This window comes from Brevundimonas sp., from assembly GCF_041648055.1.
GTDB lineage: Bacteria > Pseudomonadota > Alphaproteobacteria > Caulobacterales > Caulobacteraceae > Brevundimonas.
Genome location: NZ_JBAZPS010000001.1, coordinates 107,304 through 133,269, shown reverse-complemented (window position 1 = coordinate 133,269; position 25,966 = coordinate 107,304). Strand labels below are relative to the sequence as shown.

At 63.7% G+C, this 25,966-nt stretch carries 22 protein-coding genes and 1 tRNA gene; 20 read left to right on the top strand and 3 right to left on the bottom strand.

The genetic code is table 11. From position 1 onward, the window contains the following. Positions 1 to 214: 214 nt before the first annotated feature. The 3 genes from rplJ (at position 215) to WC585_RS00630 (ending at position 2,023) form a co-directional block, all read left to right on the top strand. A complete protein-coding gene (gene rplJ / locus WC585_RS00640; protein WP_373255597.1) occupies positions 215 to 730 on the top strand; it encodes a 50S ribosomal protein L10 in 516 nt (171 codons plus the stop codon). 69 nt (positions 731 to 799) lie between these two features. Further along, positions 800 to 1,183, top strand: a complete 384-nt coding sequence (gene rplL, locus WC585_RS00635; RefSeq protein ID WP_373255596.1) for a 50S ribosomal protein L7/L12 — start codon at positions 800 to 802, stop codon at positions 1,181 to 1,183. A gap of 162 nt (positions 1,184 to 1,345) precedes the next feature. Further along, a complete protein-coding gene (locus WC585_RS00630; protein WP_373255595.1) occupies positions 1,346 to 2,023 on the top strand; it encodes a type 1 glutamine amidotransferase domain-containing protein in 678 nt (225 codons plus the stop codon). A 47-nt stretch (positions 2,024 to 2,070) separates the two neighbouring features. Here WC585_RS00630 and WC585_RS00625 read toward each other — a convergent pair whose 3' ends face one another. Continuing rightward, the gene (locus WC585_RS00625) at positions 2,071 to 4,053 is read right to left on the bottom strand and encodes a M61 family metallopeptidase (RefSeq protein WP_373255594.1); all 1,983 of its coding nucleotides are present in this window, start codon (positions 4,051 to 4,053) and stop codon (positions 2,071 to 2,073) included. Between the two features lie 104 nt (positions 4,054 to 4,157). Beyond that, a complete protein-coding gene (locus WC585_RS00620; RefSeq protein WP_373255593.1) occupies positions 4,158 to 4,682 on the bottom strand; it encodes an FKBP-type peptidyl-prolyl cis-trans isomerase in 525 nt (174 codons plus the stop codon). 344 nt (positions 4,683 to 5,026) lie between these two features. Between WC585_RS00620 and rpoB the strand changes: the two genes are divergently transcribed. Then, positions 5,027 to 9,142, top strand: coding sequence for a DNA-directed RNA polymerase subunit beta (gene rpoB / locus WC585_RS00615; RefSeq protein ID WP_373255592.1), 4,116 nt, complete (start codon positions 5,027 to 5,029; stop codon positions 9,140 to 9,142). 98 nt (positions 9,143 to 9,240) lie between these two features. Continuing rightward, a complete protein-coding gene (rpoC, locus tag WC585_RS00610; protein ID WP_373255591.1) occupies positions 9,241 to 13,437 on the top strand; it encodes a DNA-directed RNA polymerase subunit beta' in 4,197 nt (1,398 codons plus the stop codon). A 125-nt stretch (positions 13,438 to 13,562) separates the two neighbouring features. On the opposite strand, the gene WC585_RS00605 is transcribed toward rpoC, so the two are convergent. Then, positions 13,563 to 14,360 (bottom strand): hypothetical protein, encoded by a 798-nt coding sequence (locus WC585_RS00605; RefSeq protein WP_373255590.1) that lies wholly within the window; start codon positions 14,358 to 14,360, stop codon positions 13,563 to 13,565. A 362-nt stretch (positions 14,361 to 14,722) separates the two neighbouring features. Here WC585_RS00605 and rpsL point away from each other — a divergent pair, with 362 nt between their 5' ends. The 15 genes from rpsL to WC585_RS00530 all read left to right on the top strand — a co-directional run bounded on the left by rpsL (position 14,723) and on the right by WC585_RS00530 (position 25,880). Then, the gene (gene rpsL / locus WC585_RS00600; RefSeq protein WP_055832311.1) at positions 14,723 to 15,094 is read left to right on the top strand and encodes a 30S ribosomal protein S12; all 372 of its coding nucleotides are present in this window, start codon (positions 14,723 to 14,725) and stop codon (positions 15,092 to 15,094) included. A gap of 66 nt (positions 15,095 to 15,160) precedes the next feature. Further along, on the top strand, positions 15,161 to 15,634 hold the full coding sequence (gene rpsG / locus WC585_RS00595; protein ID WP_373255589.1) for a 30S ribosomal protein S7: 474 nt from the start codon (positions 15,161 to 15,163) through the stop codon (positions 15,632 to 15,634). A gap of 146 nt (positions 15,635 to 15,780) precedes the next feature. Further along, the gene (fusA, locus tag WC585_RS00590) at positions 15,781 to 17,862 is read left to right on the top strand and encodes an elongation factor G (RefSeq protein ID WP_373255588.1); all 2,082 of its coding nucleotides are present in this window, start codon (positions 15,781 to 15,783) and stop codon (positions 17,860 to 17,862) included. A gap of 86 nt (positions 17,863 to 17,948) precedes the next feature. Next, on the top strand, positions 17,949 to 19,139 hold the full coding sequence (tuf, locus tag WC585_RS00585) for an elongation factor Tu (protein WP_373255587.1): 1,191 nt from the start codon (positions 17,949 to 17,951) through the stop codon (positions 19,137 to 19,139). Positions 19,140 to 19,313: 174 nt separating this feature from the next. Then, the gene (locus tag WC585_RS00580; RefSeq protein ID WP_373255586.1) at positions 19,314 to 19,445 is read left to right on the top strand and encodes a hypothetical protein; all 132 of its coding nucleotides are present in this window, start codon (positions 19,314 to 19,316) and stop codon (positions 19,443 to 19,445) included. Between the two features lie 100 nt (positions 19,446 to 19,545). Then, positions 19,546 to 20,880 (top strand): hemolysin family protein, encoded by a 1,335-nt coding sequence (locus WC585_RS00575; RefSeq protein WP_373255585.1) that lies wholly within the window; start codon positions 19,546 to 19,548, stop codon positions 20,878 to 20,880. Between the two features lie 134 nt (positions 20,881 to 21,014). Next, positions 21,015 to 21,090, top strand: a tRNA-Trp gene (locus WC585_RS00570). Between the two features lie 70 nt (positions 21,091 to 21,160). After that, entirely contained in the window at positions 21,161 to 21,460 is a 300-nt protein-coding gene (gene secE, locus WC585_RS00565; RefSeq protein WP_373255584.1) for a preprotein translocase subunit SecE, read from the top strand. A gap of 12 nt (positions 21,461 to 21,472) precedes the next feature. Beyond that, positions 21,473 to 22,048 carry a transcription termination/antitermination protein NusG gene (gene nusG, locus WC585_RS00560; RefSeq protein WP_292172337.1) on the top strand — a complete coding sequence of 192 codons (576 nt, stop codon included), beginning with the start codon at positions 21,473 to 21,475 and terminating at the stop codon, positions 22,046 to 22,048. Positions 22,049 to 22,246: 198 nt separating this feature from the next. Beyond that, a complete protein-coding gene (gene rplK, locus WC585_RS00555) occupies positions 22,247 to 22,678 on the top strand; it encodes a 50S ribosomal protein L11 (RefSeq protein ID WP_292172344.1) in 432 nt (143 codons plus the stop codon). Positions 22,679 to 22,682: 4 nt separating this feature from the next. Further along, complete coding sequence (gene rplA, locus WC585_RS00550) at positions 22,683 to 23,369, top strand: 50S ribosomal protein L1 (RefSeq protein WP_373255583.1); 687 nt, start codon at positions 22,683 to 22,685, stop codon at positions 23,367 to 23,369. 194 nt (positions 23,370 to 23,563) lie between these two features. Then, positions 23,564 to 24,148, top strand: a complete 585-nt coding sequence (locus WC585_RS00545; RefSeq protein ID WP_373255582.1) for an NADPH-dependent FMN reductase — start codon at positions 23,564 to 23,566, stop codon at positions 24,146 to 24,148. Positions 24,149 to 24,224: 76 nt separating this feature from the next. Beyond that, positions 24,225 to 24,749 (top strand): DUF2059 domain-containing protein, encoded by a 525-nt coding sequence (locus tag WC585_RS00540; protein ID WP_373255581.1) that lies wholly within the window; start codon positions 24,225 to 24,227, stop codon positions 24,747 to 24,749. 56 nt (positions 24,750 to 24,805) lie between these two features. Beyond that, positions 24,806 to 25,252, top strand: a complete 447-nt coding sequence (locus WC585_RS00535) for an NUDIX hydrolase (protein WP_373255580.1) — start codon at positions 24,806 to 24,808, stop codon at positions 25,250 to 25,252. Positions 25,253 to 25,298: 46 nt separating this feature from the next. After that, a complete protein-coding gene (locus WC585_RS00530; protein ID WP_373255579.1) occupies positions 25,299 to 25,880 on the top strand; it encodes a DUF2059 domain-containing protein in 582 nt (193 codons plus the stop codon). The last annotated feature ends 86 nt before the right edge of the window (positions 25,881 to 25,966 follow it).

The window sequence follows — 25,966 nt, the reverse complement described above, 5'->3', positions numbered from 1 at the left end:
GTCACCCAGACCATAAATGTCAGAGAGCCCTCTGACGCCGTGGGGAGATGGGGATGCAGACGACGCCAGACGCGACCGGTATCCGGTCAGGTCGGGGTTGCAAGCCTCCTTCGGACAATACGACCGGCCAGAACGTCTCGCAGCGATGCGGAACGCTATGGCCAATCCGCCGTCGGGAATAAGCCCGCCGGCGAATGCAAGACTGGAGACCGCAATGGATCGCGCACAAAAAGCCGAGTCGATCGAAACGCTGAAGGGCGTTTTTGCCGACGCGGGTGCCGTGGTCGTGACCCACAACCTGGGTCTGACCGTTGCGGATATGGAAGACCTGCGTGGTCGCCTGCGTTCTGCGGGCGGCACGTTCAAGGTGGTCAAGAACCGCCTGGCGCTGAAGGCGCTCGAAGCCGATGAAGGCAGCGACTACCACGGCCTGTTCAAGGGTCCCGTGGGCATCGCCTATGCCGACGACGCGGTGACGGCCGCCAAGATCACCGCTGAATACGCCAAGGCCAACGACAAGTTCGTCGTCCTGGGTGGCTTCATGGGTGAGAAGGTTCTGGACGCGAAGGGCGTGGAGGTTCTCTCCAAACTGCCGTCGCTGGATCAGATCCGCGCTTCGTTCCTCGGCCTGCTCAACACGCCTGCGACCCGTATCGCCGGTGTGGTTCAGGCCCCGGCCGGCCAACTGGCACGGGTGTTCAACGCCTATGCCACGAAGGACGCCGCGTAAGCGGAACCGCCTCTTTCATCTCCGCACACCCTCTACTCTGAACCCAATCCCTCCGAAGGAATCTACTCCATGACCGACCTGTCCAAGATCGTCGAAGACCTGTCCAAGCTGACCGTCCTCGAAGCTGCCGAACTGTCCAAGCTGCTGGAAGAAAAGTGGGGCGTCAGCGCCGCTGCTCCGGTCGCCGTCGCCGCCGCCGGTGGTGCCGCTGCTGCTCCGGCCGAAGCCGCCGAAGAGCAAACCGAGTTCACCGTCGTCCTGCTGGACGGTGGCGACAAGAAGATCAACGTGATCAAGGAAGTGCGCGGCGTGCGTTCGGACCTGGGTCTGAAGGAAGCCAAGGACCTGGTCGAAGGCGCTCCTCAGAACGTCGTCGAGAACGTCTCCAAGCAGAACGCCGACGAAGTCGCCAAGAAGCTGACCGAAGCCGGTGCCAAGGTCCAGATCAAGTAAGATCGGGAAGTTGGTCTGCCCCTGACGCGCAAAGCGCGTCCGGGGTTTGCGAAATGAGCAGGTCCGGAGGGAAACCTCCGGGCCTGTTTTCGTTTGGGTCGTGGCATCGACGGCGTGGGCTTCCCACATGCCGTCTCTCCCTGAACCCGAAAGGCTGACCCCATGAAAATCCTGATGGTCCTGACGTCGCACGACAAGCTGGGCGACACCGGCAAGAAGACCGGCTTCTGGCTGGAGGAGTTCGCCGCTCCCTATTACGTCCTGAAGGATGCGGGTGCGGACATCACCCTGGCCTCGCCCAAGGGCGGCCAGCCACCGCTGGATCCCAAGAGCGACGAGCCGGACGCCCAGACCGAAGCGACCGAGCGGTTCAAGGCCGACGCCGACGCCAAGGCGGCCCTGGCCTCGACCCATCCGCTGTCAGAGATCAAGGCCGAGGACTATGACGCCGTCTTCTATCCCGGCGGTCACGGCCCGATGTGGGACCTGGCCGAGGACAAGACCTCGATCGCCCTGATCGAAGCCTTTGCCAAGGCCGACAAGCCCGTCGGGGCCGTCTGCCACGCTCCCGCCGCCTTGCGTCATGTGAAGGGGCCCGACGGCGAATTTCTGGTCAAGAGCCGCAAGGTCACCGGCTTCAGCAATACCGAGGAGGAGGGCGTCGGCCTGACGGACGTGGTGCCCTTCCTGCTTGAGGATGTGCTGAAACAGAATGGCGGCGATTATTCCAAGGGCGCGGACTGGGGTTCCTACGTCCTGACCGACGGCAAACTCGTCACCGGCCAGAACCCGGCGTCGTCGGAAGGCGCGGCTGAAGCCTTGCTGGCGTTGCTGAAGTAGGCAGTTGTGGTTCTCCCCCTCGCGAGCGACGACGGGGAGAACCATTCCTAACGGCGACGTGGGGCCAGGATGTCGCCCAATACGTCCGGGGTCCCCTCGACCCGCTCCAGGCGCGGGTAGCGCAGGCCGTCGTGATAGGGGATCGACAGGGTGCGGACGCGGTCGCCGTTCTTGACGGTCATCACAAGGGGTTCCGAACCCCCCTTAACCGCTGTGATGGCTTCCCGCAGGGCCTCGGCCGATGCAGCGCGATCGCCCACGGCGATCAGGTCCCAACCCGCCCCCAGACCCTGGTCATAGGCCACGCTGCCCCAGCGCACGCCGCCGATGCGATTGGTCGACGACAGGCTGAAGCCCAGGGAATACTGGAAGTCGTTGGCCCAGCCGGTCTGGATACGCTTCTCGGCGTCGGACAGGCTGTCGACATAGACCAGACGGTAGCCGCCGCGTGAGATGCCATCCAGCGGGGCCCTCGCTTCGGGTCCAACCGCATCCAGGCGACCGCGCAGGAAGCCGGCCCAGTCATGGGGGTGGACGTCGTTCAGGGCCGCGACCAGCTCCTCGAACGTATAGCCGCGGGTCTGAACCTCGCCGTCCAGGCGGCCGAAGAAGCCCTTGGCAAAATCGTCGAGCGAACGCCGCCCGTTAGTGCCCTCACGGATCAGGGTGTCCGCGTCCAGCCAGACCAGCAGGGCCTCGTCATAGTAGTCGCTGGTCGTCCGCATCCACGACGGCCAGTTGCCGGGCACGCGATAGCCCAGCAGGTTGTGGTTCTGGGTGTCGTGCAAAGCGCGCCATTGGCGCCCCGGCTGGTTTTCGTAGAAGGCGGCGTGACCGGCCATGCCGATGAGGGTTTCGTCTTTGGTCGCCAGACCGGCGCGGGCGGCCAGCACCTCGCCCCAGTAGGATGTCAGGCCTTCATAGACGAACATCAGGGTGTTCTGGGTCGGGACATTGTAGTTGGCGGTCTGCTCGTCCGCCGGCCGCATATATTTGCCGTTCCAGGAGTGGACATACTCGTGCGGCAGCAACTGGCGAGAGCCGAGCGAGCCGGTCCCCCGGGTAAAGAAGTCGGGAGCCAGGGTGTTCTCGGACGACCGGTGGTGCTCCAGCCCGATGCCGCCGAGCTGATTGGTCAGGCCGACCAGGAATTCGTAGCGATCGAAGGGGCGGGCTCCGAACAGGCGGTCGGCCTGGACCACCATGGCCTCAAACTTGTTCATCAGCCCGTCGGCCGGTTCCAGCTGTTCGGCCTTGTCGGCGACGACGTTGAGGTAAACTGGTGAGGAGCCGTCCGCGTCCAGCGCAAAGCGGCGATAGTGGGCTCCGGCGAACATCGGACTGTCGACCAGCGTGTAGAGGCTGACCGGTGCGAAAGTGGCCAGGCCCGCCTCGTTGGACACGGTGTCCAGGGCGACGCCATAGCCCCAGCCCTGGGGCAGGCGGATCGAAGGCTCGATCGTGATGCCGCTGGCGGCGTAGCCGGCCGGATAAAGGACGGCCTTTTCCCACTGCATGTTGACCATGCCGCTCGTCTGAACGACCCGCCAGGGACCGCCGTCGGGCTGGGTCAGCCACTGGAACTCGACCCGGATCTCCGTGATCCCCTGAGGAATGTCCAGGTGGAAGGCGTGGGGCTGAACGGTGTCGCGCAGCCACTCCAGCCGTCGGCCGTCCGGCGCGGTGACTGTCAGTCCGGAGATGAGCTGGATCGGACCCGTGTCGGCATGGTTGCCGGGCAGAAACTCGGGGTACAGCAGAGTAAAGGGTCCCGCCGACGGAACTGGGATGATTTGATTGACGCTGATGATCCGCCGGTCGCGGTCGGTGACGTCGGCCTCATAACGGATCACGCCCGGAAAGGTCGCTTGGGTCGGTGCTGGAATGGCCGGCTGCGAACGGGGCAGGGCCAACGCCGCATCCTGCGGCTGGGTCAGTACCGGAGTCTGGGACCATGCCGGGGCGGTCGTGACCATCGCGGCAGTGCAGGCGGAAGCGCACAGCAGCAGGCGGGGCAGGGGACGCATCATCTCGGCACTTCCGGTAAAAAACGAGGAGCCGGAGATCACGACGCCAGGCCGCGCGGGTCAACCCGGCGAACGGTCGAAAGGATTACAATCCTGTAATCCGAGACTCAGGCGGCGGGCTGAACTTCCAGCAGTTCCACAGTGAACAGCAGGGTCGAGTTGGGCGGCAGGTCGTCGCCGCCGACCCAGCGGTCGCCGTATCCCAGCGAGGCGGGGATGACGAACTCGAAGGTTTCGCCCTCGCGCATCAGGGCCACACCCTCGGTCCAGCCCTTGATGACGCGGTTCAGCGGGAACTCTGCGGGCTCATTGCGGGAATAGGAGCTGTCGAACTCGCGCCCGTCCACGAAGGTGCCGCGATAGTGGACCTTGACTGTATCGCTGGCGATCGGCTGTTTGCCGCCCGGCTTGGCCGCTCCGACGCGACGGTACTGCAGACCGCTTTCGGTCGTGGTCCAGCCGCGTTTCGCTCCGTTAAGGGTCAGATAGGCCGCATTGCCGGCGTTCCAGTTCTCCTGGGTGTTGCTGCCCGAGAAGTCGAGGTCGACGGCAGTCTGGCTGGGCGCGGTGGCGCAGGCGGCAAGGGCCAGACTTAGGGACAGGGCAACGGCGGCGGTGCGGATATGGGTCATGGCGCGGACGCTAATTTCACCGCCAAGGCAAAGCAATGGGGGTTCGGCGAACCAATGCGCAATCTTTGAGACGAGGGCCTTTATTTCGCCGGAGAAGCGCGTATATGTCCGCTCTTCCGCAGAACTCCATGAGTCCGCGCGCGAAAGCGTCGAGGCCCGGTCCGTCGCCCTCCGACCGAGCGAAGACGCGCTCCTCCCCAAGGGAGCCCTACATTTCAGGTGTCCTGGAGCCGAAAGGCCCGAGGGTGGACGCCGAAACCGATGGTCACGGGTCGCCGGATTGGCGAAGCCGTGGCTGCTGCATTTGATCGCCGCCAGCCCGGGTGGCGTATTGGGAAGACAGAATGGCCAAGACCAACGCTGAACTCACCGCCCCCGGTCAGTTCGCCACCGCCACCTCGTTCACCGGCAAGAAGCGCATCCGCCACTCCTTCGGGCGTATCCCCGAGGCGATCCAGATGCCGAACCTGATCGAGGTTCAACGCGCCTCCTACGAGCAGTTCCTGCAGCGCGAAGTGCGCAGCGGTCCGCGCAAGGATCAGGGCATCGAGGCGGTGTTCAAGTCGGTCTTCCCGATCAAGGACTTCAACGAACGCGCCATCCTGGAATACGTCTCCTACGAGTTCGAGGACCCGAAATACGACGTCGAGGAATGCATTCAGCGCGACATGACCTATGCCGCGCCGCTGAAGGTCAAGCTGCGCCTGATCGTGTTCGAGGCGGACGAAGAGACCGGCGCGCGCTCGGTCAAGGACATCAAGGAGCAGGACGTCTACATGGGCGACATCCCGCTCATGACCGACAAGGGTACCTTTGTCGTCAACGGCACCGAGCGGGTCATCGTCTCGCAGATGCACCGTTCGCCGGGCGTCTTCTTCGACCACGACAAGGGCAAGACGCACAGCTCGGGCAAGCTGCTGTTCGCCGCGCGGGTCATTCCGTACCGTGGTTCGTGGCTCGACTTCGAGTTCGATGCCAAGGACGTGGTCTACACCCGCATCGACCGTCGTCGTAAACTGCCGGCCTCGACCTTCCTGATGGCCCTGGGCATGGACGGCGAGGAAATCCTCAAGACCTTCTATGACACCGTGCCTTATGAAAAGCGCGGCGAAGGCTGGGTCACCCCCTACAAGGCCGAGCGCTGGAGAGGCGTGAAGCCCGAGTTCGATCTGGTCGACGCCGACACCGGCGAAGTGATCGCTGCCGCCGGCACCAAGATCAGCGCCCGTCAGGCCAAGAAGCTGGGTGAGACGACATCGTCGCTGTCGCTGGCCGCCGATGCCCTTCTGACCCGCTATCTGGCCGCCGACGCCGTCAACTACGAAACCGGCGAAATCTACGCCGAGGCCGGTGACGAGCTGGACGCCCCGACCATCGAACTGCTGGAAAGCCACGGCTTCACCACCATCGACGTGCTGGACATCGACCACGTCACTGTCGGGGCCTACATGCGCAACACCCTGCGCATCGACAAGAACACCGGCCGAGAGGACGCGCTGTTCGACGTCTATCGCGTGATGCGCCCGGGCGAGCCGCCCACCCCCGAAGCCGCCGAGGCCATGTTCAACTCGCTGTTCTTCGACAGCGAACGCTACGACCTGTCGGCCGTGGGCCGGGTCAAGATGAACATGCGTCTGGAAACGCCGGAAGTGTCCGACGAAGTCCGCGTCCTGCAAAAGGACGACGTGCTGAAGGTGCTGCAGATCCTGGTGGGCCTGAAGGATGGCCGGGGCGAGATCGACGACATCGACAACCTGGGCAACCGCCGGGTCCGTTCGGTCGGCGAGCTGCTGGAAAACCAGTACCGCGTCGGCCTGCTGCGGATGGAGCGCGCCATCAAGGAGCGCATGTCCTCGGTCGATATCGACACGGTTATGCCGCACGACCTGATCAACGCCAAGCCGGCCGCCGCTGCGGTTCGCGAGTTCTTCGGTTCGTCGCAGCTGTCGCAGTTCATGGACCAGACGAACCCGCTTTCGGAAATCACCCACAAGCGTCGCCTTTCGGCGCTTGGCCCGGGCGGTCTGACGCGTGAGCGCGCGGGCTTCGAAGTCCGCGACGTCCACCCGACCCACTACGGCCGCATCTGCCCGATCGAAACGCCGGAAGGCCCGAACATCGGCCTGATCAACTCGCTGGCCACCCACGCGCGCGTCAACAAGTACGGCTTCATCGAGAGCCCGTACCGTCGCGTGAAGGACGGCGTGGCCCAGAACGAGGTGGTCTACATCTCGGCCATGGAAGAGTCGAAATACACGATCGCCCAGGCCAACATCGAACTGAAGAACGGCAGCATCGTCGAGGACCTGGTCCCCGGCCGGATCAACGGCGAATCCCAGCTGCTGAACCGCGACGCCGTGGACATGATGGACGTGTCGCCGAAACAGGTCGTTTCGGTCGCCGCCGCCCTGATCCCGTTCCTGGAAAACGATGACGCCAACCGCGCGCTGATGGGCGCGAACATGCAACGTCAGGCCGTGCCTCTGGTGCAGTCGGACGCGCCGCTGGTCGGCACCGGCATGGAAGCGGTCGTGGCCGTGGACTCCGGCGCCGTCGTCGTCGCCCGTCGTGAAGGCGTCGTCGAACAGATCGACGGCACCCGGATCGTCGTGCGCGCCACCGGCGACGTGGACGCCGCCCGTTCAGGCGTCGACATCTATCGCTTGTCGAAGTTCCAGCGTTCCAACCAGTCGACCTGCATCAACCAGCGCCCGATCGTGCGCGTGGGCGACCAGGTCAAGGCCGGCGACGTCATCGCCGACGGCCCGTCGACGGACCTGGGCGAACTGGCCCTGGGCCGCAACGCCCTCGTCGCCTTCATGCCCTGGAACGGCTACAACTTCGAAGACTCCATCCTGATCTCCGAGCGTATCGTGCGCGACGACGTCTTCACCTCCATCCACCTCGAAGAGTTCGAAGTGATGGCGCGTGACACGAAATTGGGCCCGGAAGAAATCACTCGCGACATCCCCAACGTCGGCGAGGAAGCCCTGCGCAACCTCGACGAAGCGGGCATCGTGGCCATCGGCGCCGAAGTCCAGCCGGGCGACATCCTGGTCGGCAAGGTGACGCCGAAGGGCGAAAGCCCGATGACCCCGGAAGAGAAGCTGCTGCGCGCCATCTTCGGCGAGAAGGCTTCGGACGTGCGCGACACCTCCCTGCGCCTGCCGCCCGGCGTCGCCGGCACGATCGTGGACGTTCGCGTCTTCAACCGTCACGGCGTCGACAAGGACGAGCGCGCCATGGCGATCGAACGCGCCGAGATCGAGCGCCTGGGCAAGGACCGCGACGATGAGCTCAAGATCCTTGAGCGCAACGTTTATGGCCGCCTGAAGCCGCTGATCATCGGCAAGAACGCCGTGTCGGGACCCAAGGGTATCGGCCGCGGCGAGCTGACCGACGAGAAGCTGGCCGAGGTCAGCCGTGGTCTTTGGTGGCAGATCGCCCTGGACGACGAGAAGGCCATGGGCGAGCTGGAGGCGATGAAGCGCCAGTTCGAAGACGCTCGCAAGCAACTGGACCGTCGTTTCGAAGACAAGGTCGAGAAGCTGCAACGCGGCGACGAACTGCCCCCCGGCGTGATGAAGATGGTCAAGGTCTTCGTGGCCGTGAAGCGCAAGCTTCAGCCCGGCGACAAGATGGCCGGCCGTCACGGCAACAAGGGCGTCATCTCCAAGATCCTGCCGATCGAGGACATGCCGCACCTGGAAGACGGTACATCGGTCGACGTCGTTCTGAACCCGCTGGGCGTGCCGTCGCGCATGAACATCGGTCAGATCTTCGAAACCCACCTGGGTTGGGCCGCCGCCGGTCTGGGCAAGCAGATCCAGGGTCTGCTGGAAGCGTGGCAGCAGGGCGGACAGAAGAAGGCGCTGATCGATCACCTGACCAGTATCTATGGTCCCGAGACGCCTCTGCCTGATACGGAAGAAGAGCTGATCGAACTGGCCAAGAACCTGTCCAAGGGTGTGCCGTTCGCCACGCCGGTCTTTGACGGTGCCCACATCGGGGACATCGAGGACCTGCTGGAGAAGGCCGGTCTGGATCGTTCGGGTCAGTCGATCGTCTATGACGGTCAGACCGGCGAGCAGTTCAAGCGTCCGGTCACCGTCGGCTACATCTACATGCTGAAGCTGCACCACCTGGTCGACGACAAGATCCACGCGCGTTCGATCGGGCCGTACTCGCTCGTCACCCAGCAACCGCTGGGCGGCAAGGCGCAGTTCGGTGGCCAGCGCTTCGGGGAAATGGAGGTCTGGGCTCTGGAAGCCTACGGTGCCGCCTACACCCTGCAAGAGATGCTGACGGTGAAGTCCGACGACGTCGCCGGCCGTACCAAGGTCTACGAGGCCATCGTCCGCGGCGACGACAGCTTCGAGGCGGGCATTCCCGAGAGCTTCAACGTTCTCATCAAGGAAATGCGCTCGCTGGGCCTGAACGTGGAGCTGGAGAACAGCTGACCGACCGGATGAACCCTCTCCGCGAAAGCGGGGAGGGACGGTTTTTCGCTCTCTCCACTGTCTGAATTTTCGCGGGAAGCCCCGCAGAAGGAATCAAGATGAACCAGGACGTCCTGAACATCTTCAACCCGCTTCCGGTCACTCCGACCTTCGATCAGATCAAGATCGCCCTGGCCTCGCCAGAGAAGATCCGCTCGTGGTCGTTCGGTGAGATCAAGAAGCCGGAAACCATCAACTATCGTACGTTCAAGCCCGAGCGTGACGGCCTGTTCTGTGCGCGTATCTTTGGCCCGACCAAGGATTACGAATGCCTGTGCGGCAAGTACAAGCGCATGAAGTACAAGGGCATTATCTGCGAGAAGTGCGGCGTGGAGGTCACCCTGGCCCGCGTTCGCCGTGAGCGGATGGGCCACATCGAACTGGCCGCCCCGGTCGCACACATCTGGTTCCTGAAGTCGCTGCCGTCGCGCATCTCGCTGATGCTGGACATGGCTCTGAAAGACGTCGAGCGCGTCCTGTATTTCGAGAACTACATCGTCACCGAGCCGGGCCTGACCCCGCTGAAGCAGAACCAGCTGCTGACGGAAGACGAGTTCTATCGCTATCAGGACGAATACGGCGATGACGGCTTCACCGCCGAGATCGGTGCCGAGGCCGTTCGCAACCTGCTGATCGGCATCGACCTGCATGCCGAGGCCGAGCGTCACCGCGGCGAGCTGGCCGACAGCCCGTCCGAGATCAAGGCGAAGAAGGCCTCCAAGCGCCTGAAGCTGATCGAGGCCTTCCTGGAATCGGGCAACAAGCCCGAGTGGATGATCATGACCGTCGTTCCGGTCATCCCGCCCGAACTGCGCCCGCTGGTGCCGCTGGACGGCGGTCGTTTCGCGACCTCCGACCTGAACGACCTGTATCGCCGGGTGATCAACCGCAACAACCGCCTGAAGCGTCTGATCGAGCTGCGCGCGCCGGACATCATCATCCGCAACGAAAAGCGGATGCTGCAGGAATCCGTCGACGCCCTGTTCGACAACGGCCGTCGCGGTCGCGTCATCACCGGCGCGAACAAGCGTCCGCTGAAGTCGCTGGCCGACATGCTGAAGGGCAAGCAGGGCCGCTTCCGCCAGAACCTTCTGGGCAAGCGCGTCGACTATTCGGGCCGTTCGGTCATCACCGTGGGTCCGGAACTGAAGCTGCACGAGTGCGGCCTGCCCAAGAAGATGGCCCTCGAGCTGTTCAAGCCGTTCATCTATGCGCGCCTTGACGCCAAGGGCCTGTCGGGTACCGTCAAACAGTCCAAGCGCATGGTCGAGCGCGAGCAGCCGCAGGTCTGGGATATCCTGGACGAGGTCATCCGCGAGCACCCGGTCCTTCTGAACCGCGCGCCGACGCTTCACCGGCTGGGCATCCAGGCGTTCGAGCCCAAGCTGATCGAGGGCAAGGCCATCCGCCTGCACCCGCTGGTCTGTACCGCGTTCAACGCCGACTTCGACGGCGACCAGATGGCTGTTCACGTCCCGCTGTCGCTGGAGGCGCAACTCGAAGCGCGCGTCCTGATGATGTCGACCAACAACATCCTGTCGCCCGCCAACGGCAAGCCGATCATCGTACCGTCGCAGGACATCGTCCTGGGCCTGTACTACCTGTCGCTGGTCAAGGACGGCGAGCCCGGCGAGAACAAGTTGTTCGCCAACATGGGCGAGATCGATGCCGCGCTCGACGCCAAGGTCGTGACGCTGCACACCAAGATCAAAGCGCGCTGGACCGAGATGAACGCCGAAGGCGAGGTCATCACCAAGGTGATCGACACGACGCCGGGCCGGATGAAGCTGGGTGCGCTGCTGCCGCACAACGCCAACATCGGCTATCGCCTGCTTGAGAAGAACCTGACCAAGAAGGAAATCGGTAACCTGATCGATCAGGTCTATCGCCACTGCGGTCAGAAGGCGACGGTCATCTTCGCCGACCAGATGATGCAACTGGGCTTCCGCGAGGCGGCCAAGGCGGGCATTTCGTTCGGCAAGGACGACATCGTCATTCCGGAAGCCAAGGCCGGACTGGTGGCGGACACCCGCACCCAGGTCGAGGAGTACGAGCAACAGTACGCCGACGGCCTGATCACCAAGGGCGAGAAGTACAACAAGGTCGTCGACGCCTGGGCCAAGGCCACGGACAAGATCGCCGACGCGATGATGGGCGAAATCGCCCAGCCGCGCGTCCTGATCAAGGGCGAAAACCCCGACATCAACTCGGTGTTCATGATGGCCAACTCCGGGGCCCGGGGTTCGCAGGCCCAGATGAAGCAACTGGGCGGCATGCGCGGCCTGATGGCCAAGCCGTCCGGCGAGATCATCGAGACGCCCATCATCTCGAACTTCAAGGAAGGCCTGACCGTCCTCGAATACTTCAACTCCACCCACGGCGCCCGTAAGGGTCTGGCCGACACCGCGCTGAAGACCGCCAACTCCGGCTATCTGACGCGTCGTCTGGTCGACGTAGCACAGGACTCGATCGTCACTGAGGACGATTGCGGCTCGACGCGGGGCATCACCCTGCGCGCCGTGGTCGAAGGCGGCGACGTGCTGGTCTCGCTGGGTCAGCGGGTTCTGGGTCGCTATGCGGCCGAGGACATCCGCGAGCCGGGCGGCGACAAGGTCCTATTCCCCGCAGACACCTATCTGCAGGAAGAGGAAGTCGAGGTCATCGACGCGGCGGGCGTGCAGTCCATCAAGGTCCGTTCGGCCCTGACCTGCGAAGCCGAAGCCGGCATCTGCGCCTATTGCTACGGGCGTGACCTGGCGCGCGGTACCAACGTCAACATCGGTGAAGCGGTCGGCGTCATCGCCGCCCAGTCGATCGGTGAACCCGGTACCCAGCTGACGATGCGGACCTTCCACATCGGCGGTACGGCCCAGGTGGCGGAAACCTCGTTCTACGAGGCGACCAACGCCGGTGTCGCCAAGATCAACGGCCCGACCGTCAAGGCGGCGCACGGCGATCTGGTGGCCATGAGCCGCAACGTGACTATCACCGTGGTGGTCGACGGCAAGGACCGCGAGACGCACAAACTGCCTTACGGCGCACGCCTGCGGGTGGTCGAGGGTTCGGACATCAGCCGCAGCCAGCGTCTGGCGGAGTGGGACCCCTACACCTCTCCGATCCTGACGGAAGTCGGCGGCACGATTCGGTTCGAGGATCTGGTCGAGGGTCTGTCGGTCCGCGAGGAAACCGACGAAGCGACGGGCATCGCCCAGCGCGTCGTCAGCGACTGGCGTGCAAGCCCGCGTGGTGCGGACCTGCGTCCGGCCATGGGTGTCACCAACGGCGACGCCTATGCCAAGCTGGCCTCGGGCTCTGACGCTCGCTACCTGCTGCCGGTGGGCGCGGTTCTGTCCGTGAACAATGGCGACGTGGTCAAGCCGGGCGAGATCATCGCCCGCGTCCCGACCGAAGGTGCCAAGACCCGCGACATCACCGGCGGTCTGCCGCGGGTGGCCGAGCTGTTCGAGGCCCGTCGTCCCAAGGACTGTGCGGTCATCGCCGAGATGGACGGCCGCGTGGAATTCGGACGCGACTACAAGAACAAGCGTCGCATCAAGATCACGCCGGAACTGGACGCCGATGGCAACCAGGCTGAACCGGTCGAATTCCTCATCCCCAAGGGCAAGCACATCTCCGTCCACGACGGTGATCTGATCAACAAGGGCGACTACATCATCGACGGCAACCCGGATCCGCACGACCTGCTGCGTATCCAGGGCGTCGAGGCGCTGGCCGAGTATCTGGTGAACGAAGTGCAGGAGGTCTACCGACTGCAGGGCGTGCCGATCAACGACAAGCACATCGAGGTCATCGTCCGTCAGATGCTGCAGAAGGTGGAAATCCTGGATTCGGGTGAAACCACCCTGATCCGCGGCGACACCGTCGAAGTGGCCGAAGCCGTTCTTGAAAACGCCAAGGTCGAGAAGCGTGGAGGCCGGATCGCCACCACCCAGCCCGTCCTGCTGGGCATCACCAAGGCGTCGCTGCAAACGCGCAGCTTCATCTCGGCGGCGTCTTTCCAGGAGACCACCCGCGTCCTCACCGACGCCTCGGTCAACGGCAAGAAGGATATGCTGGAAGGCCTGAAGGAAAACGTCATCGTCGGTCGCCTGATCCCGGCGGGCACGGGGGCCTATCTCCGCAGCTTGCAGAAGATCGCCAACGAGCGCGACGCGGTCCTGACGTCCGCCCGCGAAGAGGCCATCGAGGAACTGCCGGCCGACCTGGCCCTGGAGCTGGAGGGCAGCGAAAGCTGATCTTCGGGTTCAGACTGAACTGAAGAAGGCGGTCCCGGAAACGGGACCGCCTTTTTCTTTTTTGGGGCGCTATCGCTCGGCCCACGGGGCTTCGCCGCTTGGGCGCGTCTCCGTGTTCAGCCTGTTCAGCGCGGTCCGTCGCGGCGATTGGTGCGGATATTTTCGGTTGAGTCAGGACGGAACGAAGGGTCCAGGTGTGCACCCGCCACGCCCATTCCGAAGTTGGAGCCCGGTCCGTCCTGGGGGCCGACATTGCCGTTGCCGCCCGACAGCGGTCGACGCCGCGCCTCATACTCGGCCAGTCGTGCGGCACCCTCGCGGGCGAAGCGGCTGTCTGTGTCGGGATCGCCGGAGCCGCGCATGGCCGGGGTGCTGTTGGCGGCATTGGCCATGCGGTCCGCGCAGCGGTCACGTTCTGCGGGCGTCAAGAGTTCCGGCGTGCGGCAGGCCAGGTTGCTGCCGATCAGGCCGCGCTGAACCCGGTCGCCCAAAGTCTCCGGCCGCACGGTCCATCCCCCGGATGCGGCAGATCCGGAAGGGGCAGGAACGCCTGGTGCCGGTGTGCCGACACGCGGACTGGGGGCCGAGGGCAGGCCCTGGGCTGCCTGTTCGTCTTCACGCGGATCGCGCAGGGGCAAGGCCTGGCTGGCCGCCGCCTGATCGGGCAGGGTCAGACGGTCGGGCGTGGCTTGCGTGGTTGTCGGCGTCCGGACTCGCGCCGTCTCGTCTCTCAGCATCGGTCGAGGCGCGATGTCGAGGAAGACGACGGGCGGTTGAGGCTGGTTCGGGGCTTCGTTGAATTCAACCGCCTGAAGGCCCAGCACGGCCAGCACGACAGCGTGAAACGCCACCGACGCCGCGACCAGCGCAGGCTTGCGCCACCGCTCGGGCAGTCCCCGCCTGCTGACCTGCGCCGCGTTCATCCGTCCATCAAACCCCGTTCGAGGACAGGGGAGGGTGTCAGCATGGCGGTATTGGGGCGGACCGACTATCACTCAAAGCCTGCGACGTTGCACGACTTGACCAAACCGCCCCCCCGGCGTAGAAGCCGCGCACTTTCGAGGTGTCCGGTTCGCCGGGCGTCGGGATCGTGACAATTAAACGGACGGGCTGTGTCCCGCCGGAACGCCCGAAGCGCGCGTTCCGGTTTTTTCCGTTTGGCAGTCATCTCACGGCTCGAAACTCAACCCGGGGCGGCGCAATCGCGTCGTCCGAAAAGAAGGCTCACGAGGCGCTCCGGCCGAAAGGCACACGCCTCCACCGATTTGAAAGAGACGAGACCTCTATGCCGACTATCAACCAGCTGATCCGCAAGCCGCGCCAACCCAAGCCGGTCCGCAACAAGGTGCCTGCCCTGAAGGGCTGCCCCCAGCGCCGCGGCGTCTGCACCCGCGTCTATACGACGACCCCCAAGAAGCCCAACTCGGCTCTGCGTAAGGTCGCCAAGGTTCGCCTGACCACGGGCATCGAAGCCGTGTGCTACATCCCCGGCGAGGGCCACAATCTGCAGGAGCACTCGGTGGTCCTGATCCGCGGCGGCCGCGTCAAGGACTTGCCCGGCGTGCGTTACCATATCCTGCGCGGCGTGCTCGACACGCAAGGCGTCAAGGACCGCAAGCAGCGCCGTTCGCACTACGGTGCCAAGCGTCCGAAGTAAGCGATCCGCTTCTCCATTCGCCGGTGAGAACCGGACCCCTCGATACGTCTTTAGAAGGCCAAGCCCATGTCACGTCGTCACCGCGCCCAGAAACGCGAAGTTCTGCCGGATCCCAAGTACAAGGATCTGATCGTCACCAAGTTCATGAACTACGTCATGTACGAGGGCAAAAAGGCCGTCGCCGAGAACATCGTCTATGGTGCGTTCGACATCCTGGCCGACAAGAAGAAGGACCAGGAAGCGGTCGCCACCTTCCATTCGGCCCTCGACAACGTCGCCCCGTCGGTCGAAGTGCGCTCGCGCCGCGTCGGTGGTGCAACGTATCAGGTGCCGGTCGAGGTTCGCCCCGAGCGTCGCCGCGCCCTGGCCATCCGCTGGCTGGTCAATGCCGCACGCAAGCGCGGTGAGAACACCATGACCGAAAAGCTGGCTGCCGAGCTGCTGGATGCGTCCAACAACCGCGGTACCGCTGTCAAGAAGCGCGAAGACACACACAAGATGGCCGAAGCCAACCGCGCCTTCTCGCACTACCGCTGGTAAACGCCTTCAAAGCGTCACTTGCGCTGACTATCTAAGGGTTTCCGGCGCGGGCGGTTTGAGCTAAATCGCCCGCGCTCGCTTATCCGCACAGACTGATCTTCCCGAGGGCGCCTGACGCGTCCTGAACTCACTTCAAGGCACGCCTCATGGCCCGTACGCACAAAATCGAAGACTACCGCAACTTCGGCATCATGGCCCACATCGATGCGGGCAAGACGACGACGACCGAGCGGATCCTGTTCTACACCGGCAAGTCGCACAAGATCGGCGAAGTGCACGACGGTGCCGCCACCATGGACTGGATGGACCAGGAGCAGGAGCGCGGCATCACCATCACGTCCGCCGCGACGACCGCCTACTGGAAAGAAAAGCGCCTCAACATCATCGACACCCCCGGTCACGTGGACTTCACTATTGAGGTCGAGCGTTCGCTGCGCGTGCTTGACGGTGCCGTGACTGTTCTGGACGGCAACGCGGGCGTCGAGCCCCAGACCGAAACCGTCTGGCGTCAGGCCGACAAATATTCCGTGCCGCGTATCGTCTTCGTCAACAAGATGGACAAGATCGGTGCCGACTTCGACGCCTCGGTCCAGTCGATCCGCGACCGCTTGGGTGCCAAGGCCGTGCCGATCCAGTTCCCGATCGGTTCGGAGAGCAGCCTGTCCGGCCTGGTCGACATCGTCGAGATGAAGTCGGTCGTCTGGGACAACGATGCCCTGGGTGCCAACTACACCGTCGGTGAAATCCCCGCGGACCTCGTCGACAAGGCCAATGAAGCTCGCCAGTACCTGATCGACAACGCTGTCGAACTGGATGACGAGGCGATGGAAGCCTACCTCGAAGGCACTGAGCCTTCGGTCGAGGTTCTGAAGAAGTGCATCCGCAAGGCTGTGCTGACCGGTGCCTTCTATCCGATCCTGTGCGGCTCGGCCTTCAAGAACAAGGGCGTGCAGACCCTGCTGGACGCCGTGGTTGACTACCTGCCGTCGCCGCTGGACATCCCGCCGACCCCGGGCATCGACTTCAAGACCGAAGAGCCGATCACCCGCAAGGCCTCGGACGACGAGCCCCTGTCGGTTCTGGCGTTCAAGATCATGGACGACCCCTTCGTTGGTTCGCTGACCTTCTGCCGCCTGTACTCGGGCAAGATGGAAACCGGCATGTCCCTGCTCAACTCGTCGCGCGACAAGCGCGAGCGCGTCGGCCGCATGCTGCAGATGCACTCCAACGACCGTCAGGACATCAAAGAAGCGTTTGCCGGCGACATCGTCGCCCTGGCCGGCCTCAAGGAAACCCGCACCGGTGACACCCTGTGTGACCCGCTGAAGTCGCCGGTCATCCTGGAGAAGATGGAATTCCCGGCCCCCGTGATCGAGATCTCCGTCGAGCCCAAGACCAAGGCCGACCAGGAGAAGCTGGGCGTCGCCTTGGCCAAGCTGGCATCGGAGGATCCGTCCTTCACCGTCTCGACCGACCACGAGTCGGGCCAGACCATCCTGAAGGGGATGGGCGAGCTGCACCTGGACATCAAGATCGACATCCTGAAGCGCACCTACAAGGTCGAGGCCACCATCGGTCAGCCGCAGGTCGCCTATCGTGAATCGCTGGGCCGCAAGGTCGACATCGACTACACGCACAAGAAGCAGACCGGTGGTACGGGCCAGTTCGCCCGCGTCATGCTGACCTTCGAGCCCGGCGAGCCGGGCTCGGGCTTCGTGTTCGAGAACTCGATCGTCGGCGGTGCCGTGCCCAAGGAATACATCCCCGGCGTCGAAAAAGGCCTGAACTCCATCAAGGATCAGGGCCTGCTGGCGGGCTTCCCGCTGATCGACTTCAAGGCGACGCTGACGGACGGCAAATACCACGACGTCGACTCCAGTGTGCTGGCGTTCGAAATCGCGGCCCGCGCCGCCTTCCGCGAACTGAAGGAAAAGGGTTCGCCCAAGCTGCTCGAGCCGATCATGGCGGTCGAGGTCGTGACCCCCGAGGAATACCTGGGTTCGGTCATCGGCGACCTGAACGGTCGCCGCGGCATGATCCAGGGTCAGGACATGCGCGGCAACGCCACCGTCGTGAACGCCTTCGTGCCGCTGGCCAACATGTTCGGCTATGTGAACACGCTGCGTGGCATGTCCCAGGGTCGCGCCCAGTTCACCATGCAGTACGACCACTACGAGCCGGTGCCGCAACACGTCGCCGACGAAGTGATCAAGAAGTATTCCGCCTGATAACTTTGCATAAACCGGCGGATATTTCCCGCCTTCACCCCTGATAAACTGGATAGAGCCCCTGCTCAGGGGACGGAGAGAAGAGAATGGCCAAGGAAAAGTTCGAACGTAACAAGCCGCATTGCAACATCGGCACGATCGGTCACGTTGACCACGGCAAGACGACGCTGACGGCGGCGATCACGATGACGCTGGCGAAGGCCGGTGGTGCCAAGGCGATGGCCTATGCGGACATCGACGCTGCGCCGGAAGAAAAGGCCCGCGGCATCACGATCAACACCGCGCACGTGGAATATGAGACGGCCAACCGTCACTATGCCCACGTCGACTGCCCCGGCCACGCCGACTATGTGAAGAACATGATCACCGGTGCCGCCCAGATGGACGGCGCGATCCTGGTGGTGTCGGCCGCCGACGGCCCGATGCCCCAGACCCGCGAGCACATCCTGCTGGCCCGTCAGGTCGGCGTGCCGGCCCTGGTCGTGTTCATGAACAAGGTGGACCTGGTCGACGACGCCGAGCTGCTGGAGCTGGTGGAAATGGAAATCCGCGAGCTGCTGAGCTCGTACCAGTTCCCGGGCGACGACATTCCGATCACCGCCGGTTCGGCCAAGGCCGCCACCGACGGCGTGAACCCGGAAATCGGCGAGCAGCAGGTGCTGAAGCTGATGGAAACCGTCGACAGCTACATCCCGCAGCCTGAGCGTCCGGTCGACCTGCCGTTCCTGATGCCGGTCGAAGACGTGTTCTCGATCTCGGGCCGCGGCACCGTGGTCACGGGCCGCGTCGAGAAGGGCATCGTCAAGGTCGGTGAGGAAGTCGAGATCGTCGGCATCCGTCCGGTCCAGAAGACGACCTGCACGGGCGTGGAAATGTTCCGCAAGCTGCTGGACCAGGGTCAGGCGGGCGACAACGTCGGCGTGCTGCTGCGCGGCACCAAGCGTGAAGACGTCGAGCGCGGCCAGGTGCTGTGCAAGCCCGGCTCGATCACCCCGCACACCAAGTTCCTGGCGGAGGCCTACATCCTGACCAAGGAAGAGGGTGGCCGTCACACGCCGTTCTTCACCAACTATCGCCCGCAGTTCTACTTCCGCACGACGGACGTGACCGGCATCGTGCACCTTAAAGAGGGTGTCGAGATGATCATGCCCGGCGACAACGCTGAGCTGAACGTCGAGCTGATCACGCCCATCGCCATGGACCAGGGCCTGCGCTTCGCCATCCGCGAAGGCGGCCGCACCGTCGGCGCCGGCGTCGTCGCCAAGATCGTCGAGTAGTCGCCGGTCTTCCAATCAGCCTCGCTGAGGCTTGTTGAACCGAACAATCAGCCCCGCTGGAGCAATCCGGCGGGGCTTTTTGCTGTGAATTTGTCGCCGGCTACGCGAGGCGTGTTGCAAGGAACCGCGATCCGCGTCTTAACGTTCTTCACTGACGTTAAGGATTTGGTAACTATGATGCGATCGATACGCACCGGCCTGTTCATCGGCATCATCATCGGCATGTCGGCGTGCGCGACCCAGCCCACCGAGGGCTTCAAGCCTGGGGCCTATGGCACAGTCGATGCCGGACGCAGCGGCAACTGATCGACCTTTGACAGGAAACCGTGGCGCACGCCGGGATTTCCCACTATCATCGCCGGTGCGGACTGCCGACTGTCGCGCCGCGCCGGTTCCGCCTCACTAGATGTTAGCCATCGCCATTGTCGTCGTACTGCTGCTCGTGGTGCTGAACGGCCTGTTCGCCATGACCGAGCTTGCGGTCGTTTCCTCGCGCAAATCCAGGCTGCAGAGTCGCGCCGAGCGGGGAGACAAGGGGGCGAGAGCCGCCCTGAAGCTGTCCGAAAATCCGACCCATTTCCTGTCGGCCGTCCAGGTCGGCATCACCGCCATCGGCATTCTGGCCGGTGCCTATGGTCAGGCGACCATCGCGGGTGAGCTGGACAAGATCCTGACCGCCGCCTTTCCGGCGCTGGATGACTACACCCAGATCTTCTCCACGGCCCTGGTGGTGCTCTGCATCACCTATGTGTCGCTGATCGTTGGCGAACTGGTGCCCAAGCGGCTGGCGCTGATCTTTCCTGAGGCGATCGCGGCGAAGATGGCGGCTCCGATCTCGACCCTGGCGATCGTCTTGCATCCGTTCGTGGTGCTGCTGACGGCCTCGACCTCGGGCATTCTCAAGATCATGGGCGTCAAGGACCGCGACGGCTCTGACGTCACCCAGGAAGAGGTGGAGACCATGATCGCGGAGGGCACCTCTGCTGGTCTGATCGAGCCCGAAGAGCAGGAGATGATCGAGGAGATCCTGACCCTGGGCGACCGGCCGGTGCGGGTGGCCATGACGCCGCGCACGGATGTCTACTGGGTTGCGCTGGACGACACGCCCGAGGTGCTGCGCGAGGAAATCCGCGTCTGTCCCTATTCGCGCATCGTAGTGGCCAAGGACGGTGATCTGGATCACCCCATGGGCGTGGTGCACAAGAAGGACCTTCTGGACAGCCTGCTGACGACCGGCGAGCTGGACGTGTTCAATCACGTGGCCGAGCCCGCCTTCATCCCGCAATCGACCTCGGTGTTGAAGGCGCTGGAGATCTTGAAGGGCACCCATGTCCACATGGCCTTCATCGTCGATGAATACGGTGCCTTTGAAGGCGTGATCACGGCGACTGATATTCTGGAAATGATCGCCGGCGACTTCAACGAGGGTCACGACGACGACCACGCCTATGTCACCCAGCGTGCCGACGGCAGCTGGCTGGTGGACGGGCGGACCGATCTGGACGAACTGTGTGACATCCTCGGCGAGGATTTCGGTGAGAACGACAGCTTCCACACCGTCGCCGGACTGATTCTGCATCAGCTGTCGCGCCTGCCTGACGAGGGCGAAGTGATGCAGGTCGGACGGTTCGAAGTCGAGGTCATCGACATGGACGACCGCCGTATCGACAAGCTGATCTTCCGACAGGTGGTGAAGCCCGAGGACGAGGCCCGAGCCGTGGCCAGTCATCACGACGATTGATCCTCCCCAATGGGGGAGGAATAGGCAGGATAACCCTTGAAAACCCTGTCCCGGTCGGGCATACGCCCCGGTCTGGCGATGCGCACGCGCCGTTGGGGAAACCCACGGCGCGTTGTGTTTTGTCCGGAACCTGAAGGAGTGTAGCTCAGCTGGTAGAGCATCGGTCTCCAAAACCGAGGGTCGTGGGTTCGAGTCCCTCCACTCCTGCCATTTTACCCCTGTCGCCGCCGGGTGGGACTTCCCATCTGGTGGGCAGGATCAAGAGTTGAAGAGACGATAGATGGCCAAGGCCAAGACCCCCAAGGGGCGTCGCACCCCCACAGCCCAGACTGCCCAGCCCGTGCTGGCGGGTCAGGCCGTGGGCACCGATGCGCCAACGCCGAAGAAGCGGACCTCCATCCCGCAGTTCTTCAGCCAGGTCCGCGCCGAAGGCCGCAAGATCGTCTGGCCGTCGCGCAAGGAGACCTGGATCACCTCGGTGATGGTCTTCATCATGGTCATCATCGCCGCGATCTTCTTCTGGATCGTCGATTGGGGTCTGGCCAAGATCTCGATCCTCGTCCTGTCCTTCGGCCAATAAGGAGACGCGCCCATGACGGATGCAGCGCCCAAGCCCGCCCCCAATCCCCGCCACAAATGGTACATCGTCCAGGCCTATTCGAACTTCGAGAAGAAGGTCGCCCAGCACCTGACCGATCAGGCCAAGCAGCAGGGGCTGTCGGACCACTTCTCCGAAATCCTGGTGCCGACCGAGGACGTCGTCGAGATCCGTCGCGGTCGCAAGGTGAACTCCGAGCGCAAATTCTTCCCCGGCTATGTGCTGGTGCGGATGGAACTGACCGACGAGGCCTATCACCTGGTCAAGAACACACCCAAGGTCACAGGCTTCCTGGGTGCCGCTGGCGGTACCAAGCCGCTGCCGGTCTCGGAGCGTGAGGTCCAGAACATCATCGGTGCCGTGGAAGAGGGCGTCGAGCGTCCCAAGCCCACGATCCATTTCGACATCGGCGAGACCGTCAAGGTCATCGACGGCCCGTTCGCCAGCTTCGACGGCCAGGTCGAAAGCGTCGACGAGGATGCGGCCCGCCTGCGCGTCGCCGTGTCGATCTTCGGCCGTCCCACGCCGGTTGATCTGGAATACAGCCAGGTGGAGAAGGTCGCGGCCTGATCGCGCTCTTCATGGATTGAATAAAGCTACGGCGGCCCTGCGGGCCGCCGTTTGCGTTTGGGGCGTCCTTCCGCTATACGCGCGCCTCGCTCTGAACAGGGCGGTGCGGGTTTGCTCGCATAAATCCGTGGGAGGCAGCCATGCCAGACCACGGCTCACCGGTCCTGATTGAGTTCAGGGCCATCACAGGAGAGACCAATGGCCAAGAAGATCCTCGGCTATATCAAGCTGCAGGTGCCGGCTGGCAACGCCACGCCGTCCCCCCCGATCGGGCCCGCACTGGGTCAACGCGGCGTCAACATCATGGGCTTCGTCAAGGAGTTCAACGCGCGCACCGAGAAGGAAGTCAAAGGCACGCCCCTGCCGACCGTGATCACGGTCTATCAGGACAAGAGCTTCACCTTCGTCACCAAGACCCCGCCCGCGACCCACTACATCAAGCAGGCCGCCGGCATCACTTCGGCGTCGAAGCTGCCGGGCCGCGAAGTGGCCGGCAAGATCAAGCGCAGCCAGCTGCGTGAGATCGCCGAAAAGAAGATGAAGGATCTGAACGCGAACGACCTGGACGCCGCGACCAAGATCATCGAAGGCTCGGCTCGCGCCATGGGCCTCAACGTCGTGGAGGGCTGAGCACATGGCCAAGCAAACCAAGGCTCAAAAGGCCCGCACCGGTGACACCCTGGCCCTGATGCCGTTCTCGGACGCCATCGCCGCAGTCAAGGACAACGCCAAGGCCAAGTTCGACGAATCCATCGAGATCGCCGTCAACCTGGGCGTCGATCCCCGTCACGCTGACCAGCAGGTCCGCGGCGTGGTCAACCTGCCGTCGGGTACGGGCCGTGACGTTCGCGTTGCTGTCTTCGCCAAGGACGCCAAGGCTGACGAAGCCCGCGCGGCCGGTGCCGAATACGTCGGTGCCGAGGATCTGTACGAACAGATCAACGGTGGCCTGATGGACTTCGACCGTGTCATCGCCTCGCCCGACATGATGGCCCTGGTGGGTCGTCTGGGTAAGGTGCTGGGTCCGCGCGGCCTGATGCCCAACCCCAAGGTCGGCACCGTGACCCCGAACGTCGCCCAAGCCGTCAAGGACGCCAAGGGTGGCGCGGTCGAGTTCCGCGTCGAAAAGGCCGGTATCGCCCACGGCGGCATCGGCAAGGCCTCCTTCACCCAGGAAGCCTTGGAGGCCAACGTCAAGGCCTACGTCGACGCCCTGAACCGCGCCAAGCCGGCCGGTGCCAAGGGCACCTATGTGAAGCGCATCACCCTGTCGTCCACGATGGGCCCGGGCTTCAAGATCGATCCCGCCTCGCTGGCCTAACACTGGGCCAGGATCGTCTGGCTTTCGGGACTTCCCGATGTGGCCGGTACTGCGATCACCTGAAGAAACGACAAGAATGGCGGCGGCGGAGAGCGATCTCCGCCGCCGCTTTCGTATTGAAGCGCGAAATGGGAACGGCAGCGTTTGCGGCGCGCTTCCGTCACCACCGCCGTGACGATTGCCAAGGAGTCTGCATGTCCATTCCCAAGCTCGCTGTTATGGTCGGCAGCGCCCGCCAGGGCTCCATCAATCAGTCCCTGGCCCACGCCCTCGCCAAACTTGCCGAGGGACGGCTTGAGTTCGACTTCGTGCCATTGGTCGATCTGCCCATGTTCAACGGAGATATGGAGAACGATCCGCCGGCCGAAGTCTGGACCTTCAAAAGGCGTGTGGAGGCGGCGGACGGCCTGCTGTTCGTCACGCCCGAGTACAATCGCTCCCTTCCGCCGCTTCTGAAGAATGCCATCGACTGGGCATCGCGCCCCTGGGGCAAAAACTCGTTCAAGGGCAAGCCGGGTGCCGTGATCGGTGCCTCCCCGGGCGCGCCTGGTGCGATGGCCGTCCAACTGCATCTGAGGCAATGCGTGGCAGGCCTGGAAGTCATCATGATGACCCAGCCGGAAGCCTATACGCAGCTGAAGCCGGGCTCGATCGATGACGACCATGTCATCACCGACGAGGGGCAGCGTGAGTTTCTGGACGGCTATGTAACCGCTCTGACGGCGTGGGTCGGCCGGCTGTCGGTACCGGCGTTGCCGGAGCCCGCTCAGGACGATTGACTGAAATTGACGCGCTTGGCTGTTGCAAGGTTCGGCCTAACCTCGAAAGGTGCAGTTTCAGAGGGGGAGCCGTTCCATGCGCAGTCTGATCATTGCATTCGCCGTATTGGCGCTGACAGGCTCTGTGGCCCAGGCGCAGAACACTGCCTCCCAAAATCCGTTGGTTGTCGTCGAGACGGATCCCCGTCTGGCGCTGGCCGACCGTTATCTGGCCCTGACCGTCGATCTGGATGTCGACAAGCTGATGCGCGAGCAGATGGAGCAGGGCTTTGCCGGTAGCCCCGCCACGCCCGAGCAGCGGGCATGGATGACAGATCAGATGACCGACCTGTACGAGGATGTCATCGGCAAGGCCGTGCGTGACATGCGCGGAGACGTCGCGGAACTCTACACCCAGCCCGAGCTGGAGGCCCTGGTGGCGTTGTATGAAAGTCCGCTTGGACCTTCGCTGGCACGCAAGAACATGGAAGCGGGCATGTTGATGCAGGAGGCGATGATGCCGCATCTGATCACGGGTATGACGGATGTGTTCGAGAAATACTGCCTGCGGTTCGACTGCGAGGCTCTGGGGGCGGCCGCGGCCAAGCAGAATGGCCGCTGACGTAATCCGTATACGGACGACTTGACCTTCGGCCATGGGCAGGGGACGACACCGGCATGATCGAACCGCCCATCCGTACACAGCGCGCCGAACGACGCCAGGTCGCCGCCCTGTGTTGGCGGCTGGGTCCCAACGGTCTTGAGGTGCTGCTGGTCACATCACGCGAGACGCGGCGATGGGTAACGCCCAAGGGCGGTCGAATGCCGGGGCTGACCGACGCCCAGGCCGCGGCTGTCGAGGCGCTGGAGGAGGCAGGCGTGGAGGGCAGGATTGCCGAACACCCGATCGGCACCTTCCGCTATCTGAAATGGCTGAGGCGCGGCGAGGGGCGCTGGTGCGTGGTGTCACTTTATCCGCTGGAGGTGAAGGTCGAGCACGATACCTGGCATGAACAGCACCAGCGCGAGCGCAGATGGATGTCGGCCGAACAGGCTGCCGTCAGTGTCAACGAGCCCGACCTGGCTGATCTGTTCAGAAAATTCTCGAAAACTATCGTTGTGTAAGGTGCCCGCTCGCGCAAAAGTCATCCCGACAAGAGGGGGAAAATTCATGCGTTTGATCATCGCAACCGCGATAGCTGTGCTGGCGACGTCAGGCGTTGCCGCGACACCGTCTCAGGCCCAGACAGCCACGGCCGCTGCGCCTTCGGCACGTCAACTGGATCTGACCCGCCGGTACATCAATCTGATGATGTCAGATCAGCTTGAAGACGCGATCCGTCAGGTGATCGGCGACGACATGGCCAACGACACAGCCACTCAGGCTCTGCCGAGTGAAGACCGCCGCTTCATACTGGACCTGACCGCAGAACTGGTTGCCGATCTGGTGCCGCAGATGGTGGATCAGATGGTGCCAGTCTACGCCGCTGTGTTCACTGAAGAGGAACTGGTGGCCCTGGTCGCATTCTACGACACCGAGATGGGCCGCTCTATCGCCGACAAGTCCGTCATGATCATGCCCGAGTCCAACCGCGCCATCATGTCCGTACCGCCGCAGATGATGGAGAAGATGGCGCATCGCATGTGCGAATATTATAGCTGCACGCCCGCTGAACTACAGGAAATGCGGAGCGGCATGATGGAGGCCACGGGCGGTTCGCCCTCCGCGACACCAGCTCCGCGCACCAAATAGACCAGGCGCCACAGCATGAGGGGCTGATCGTCCCGGGTGCCGGTCGCGACGGTTGCATGCCGCGACCTTCGTCCCCACAACGAGGG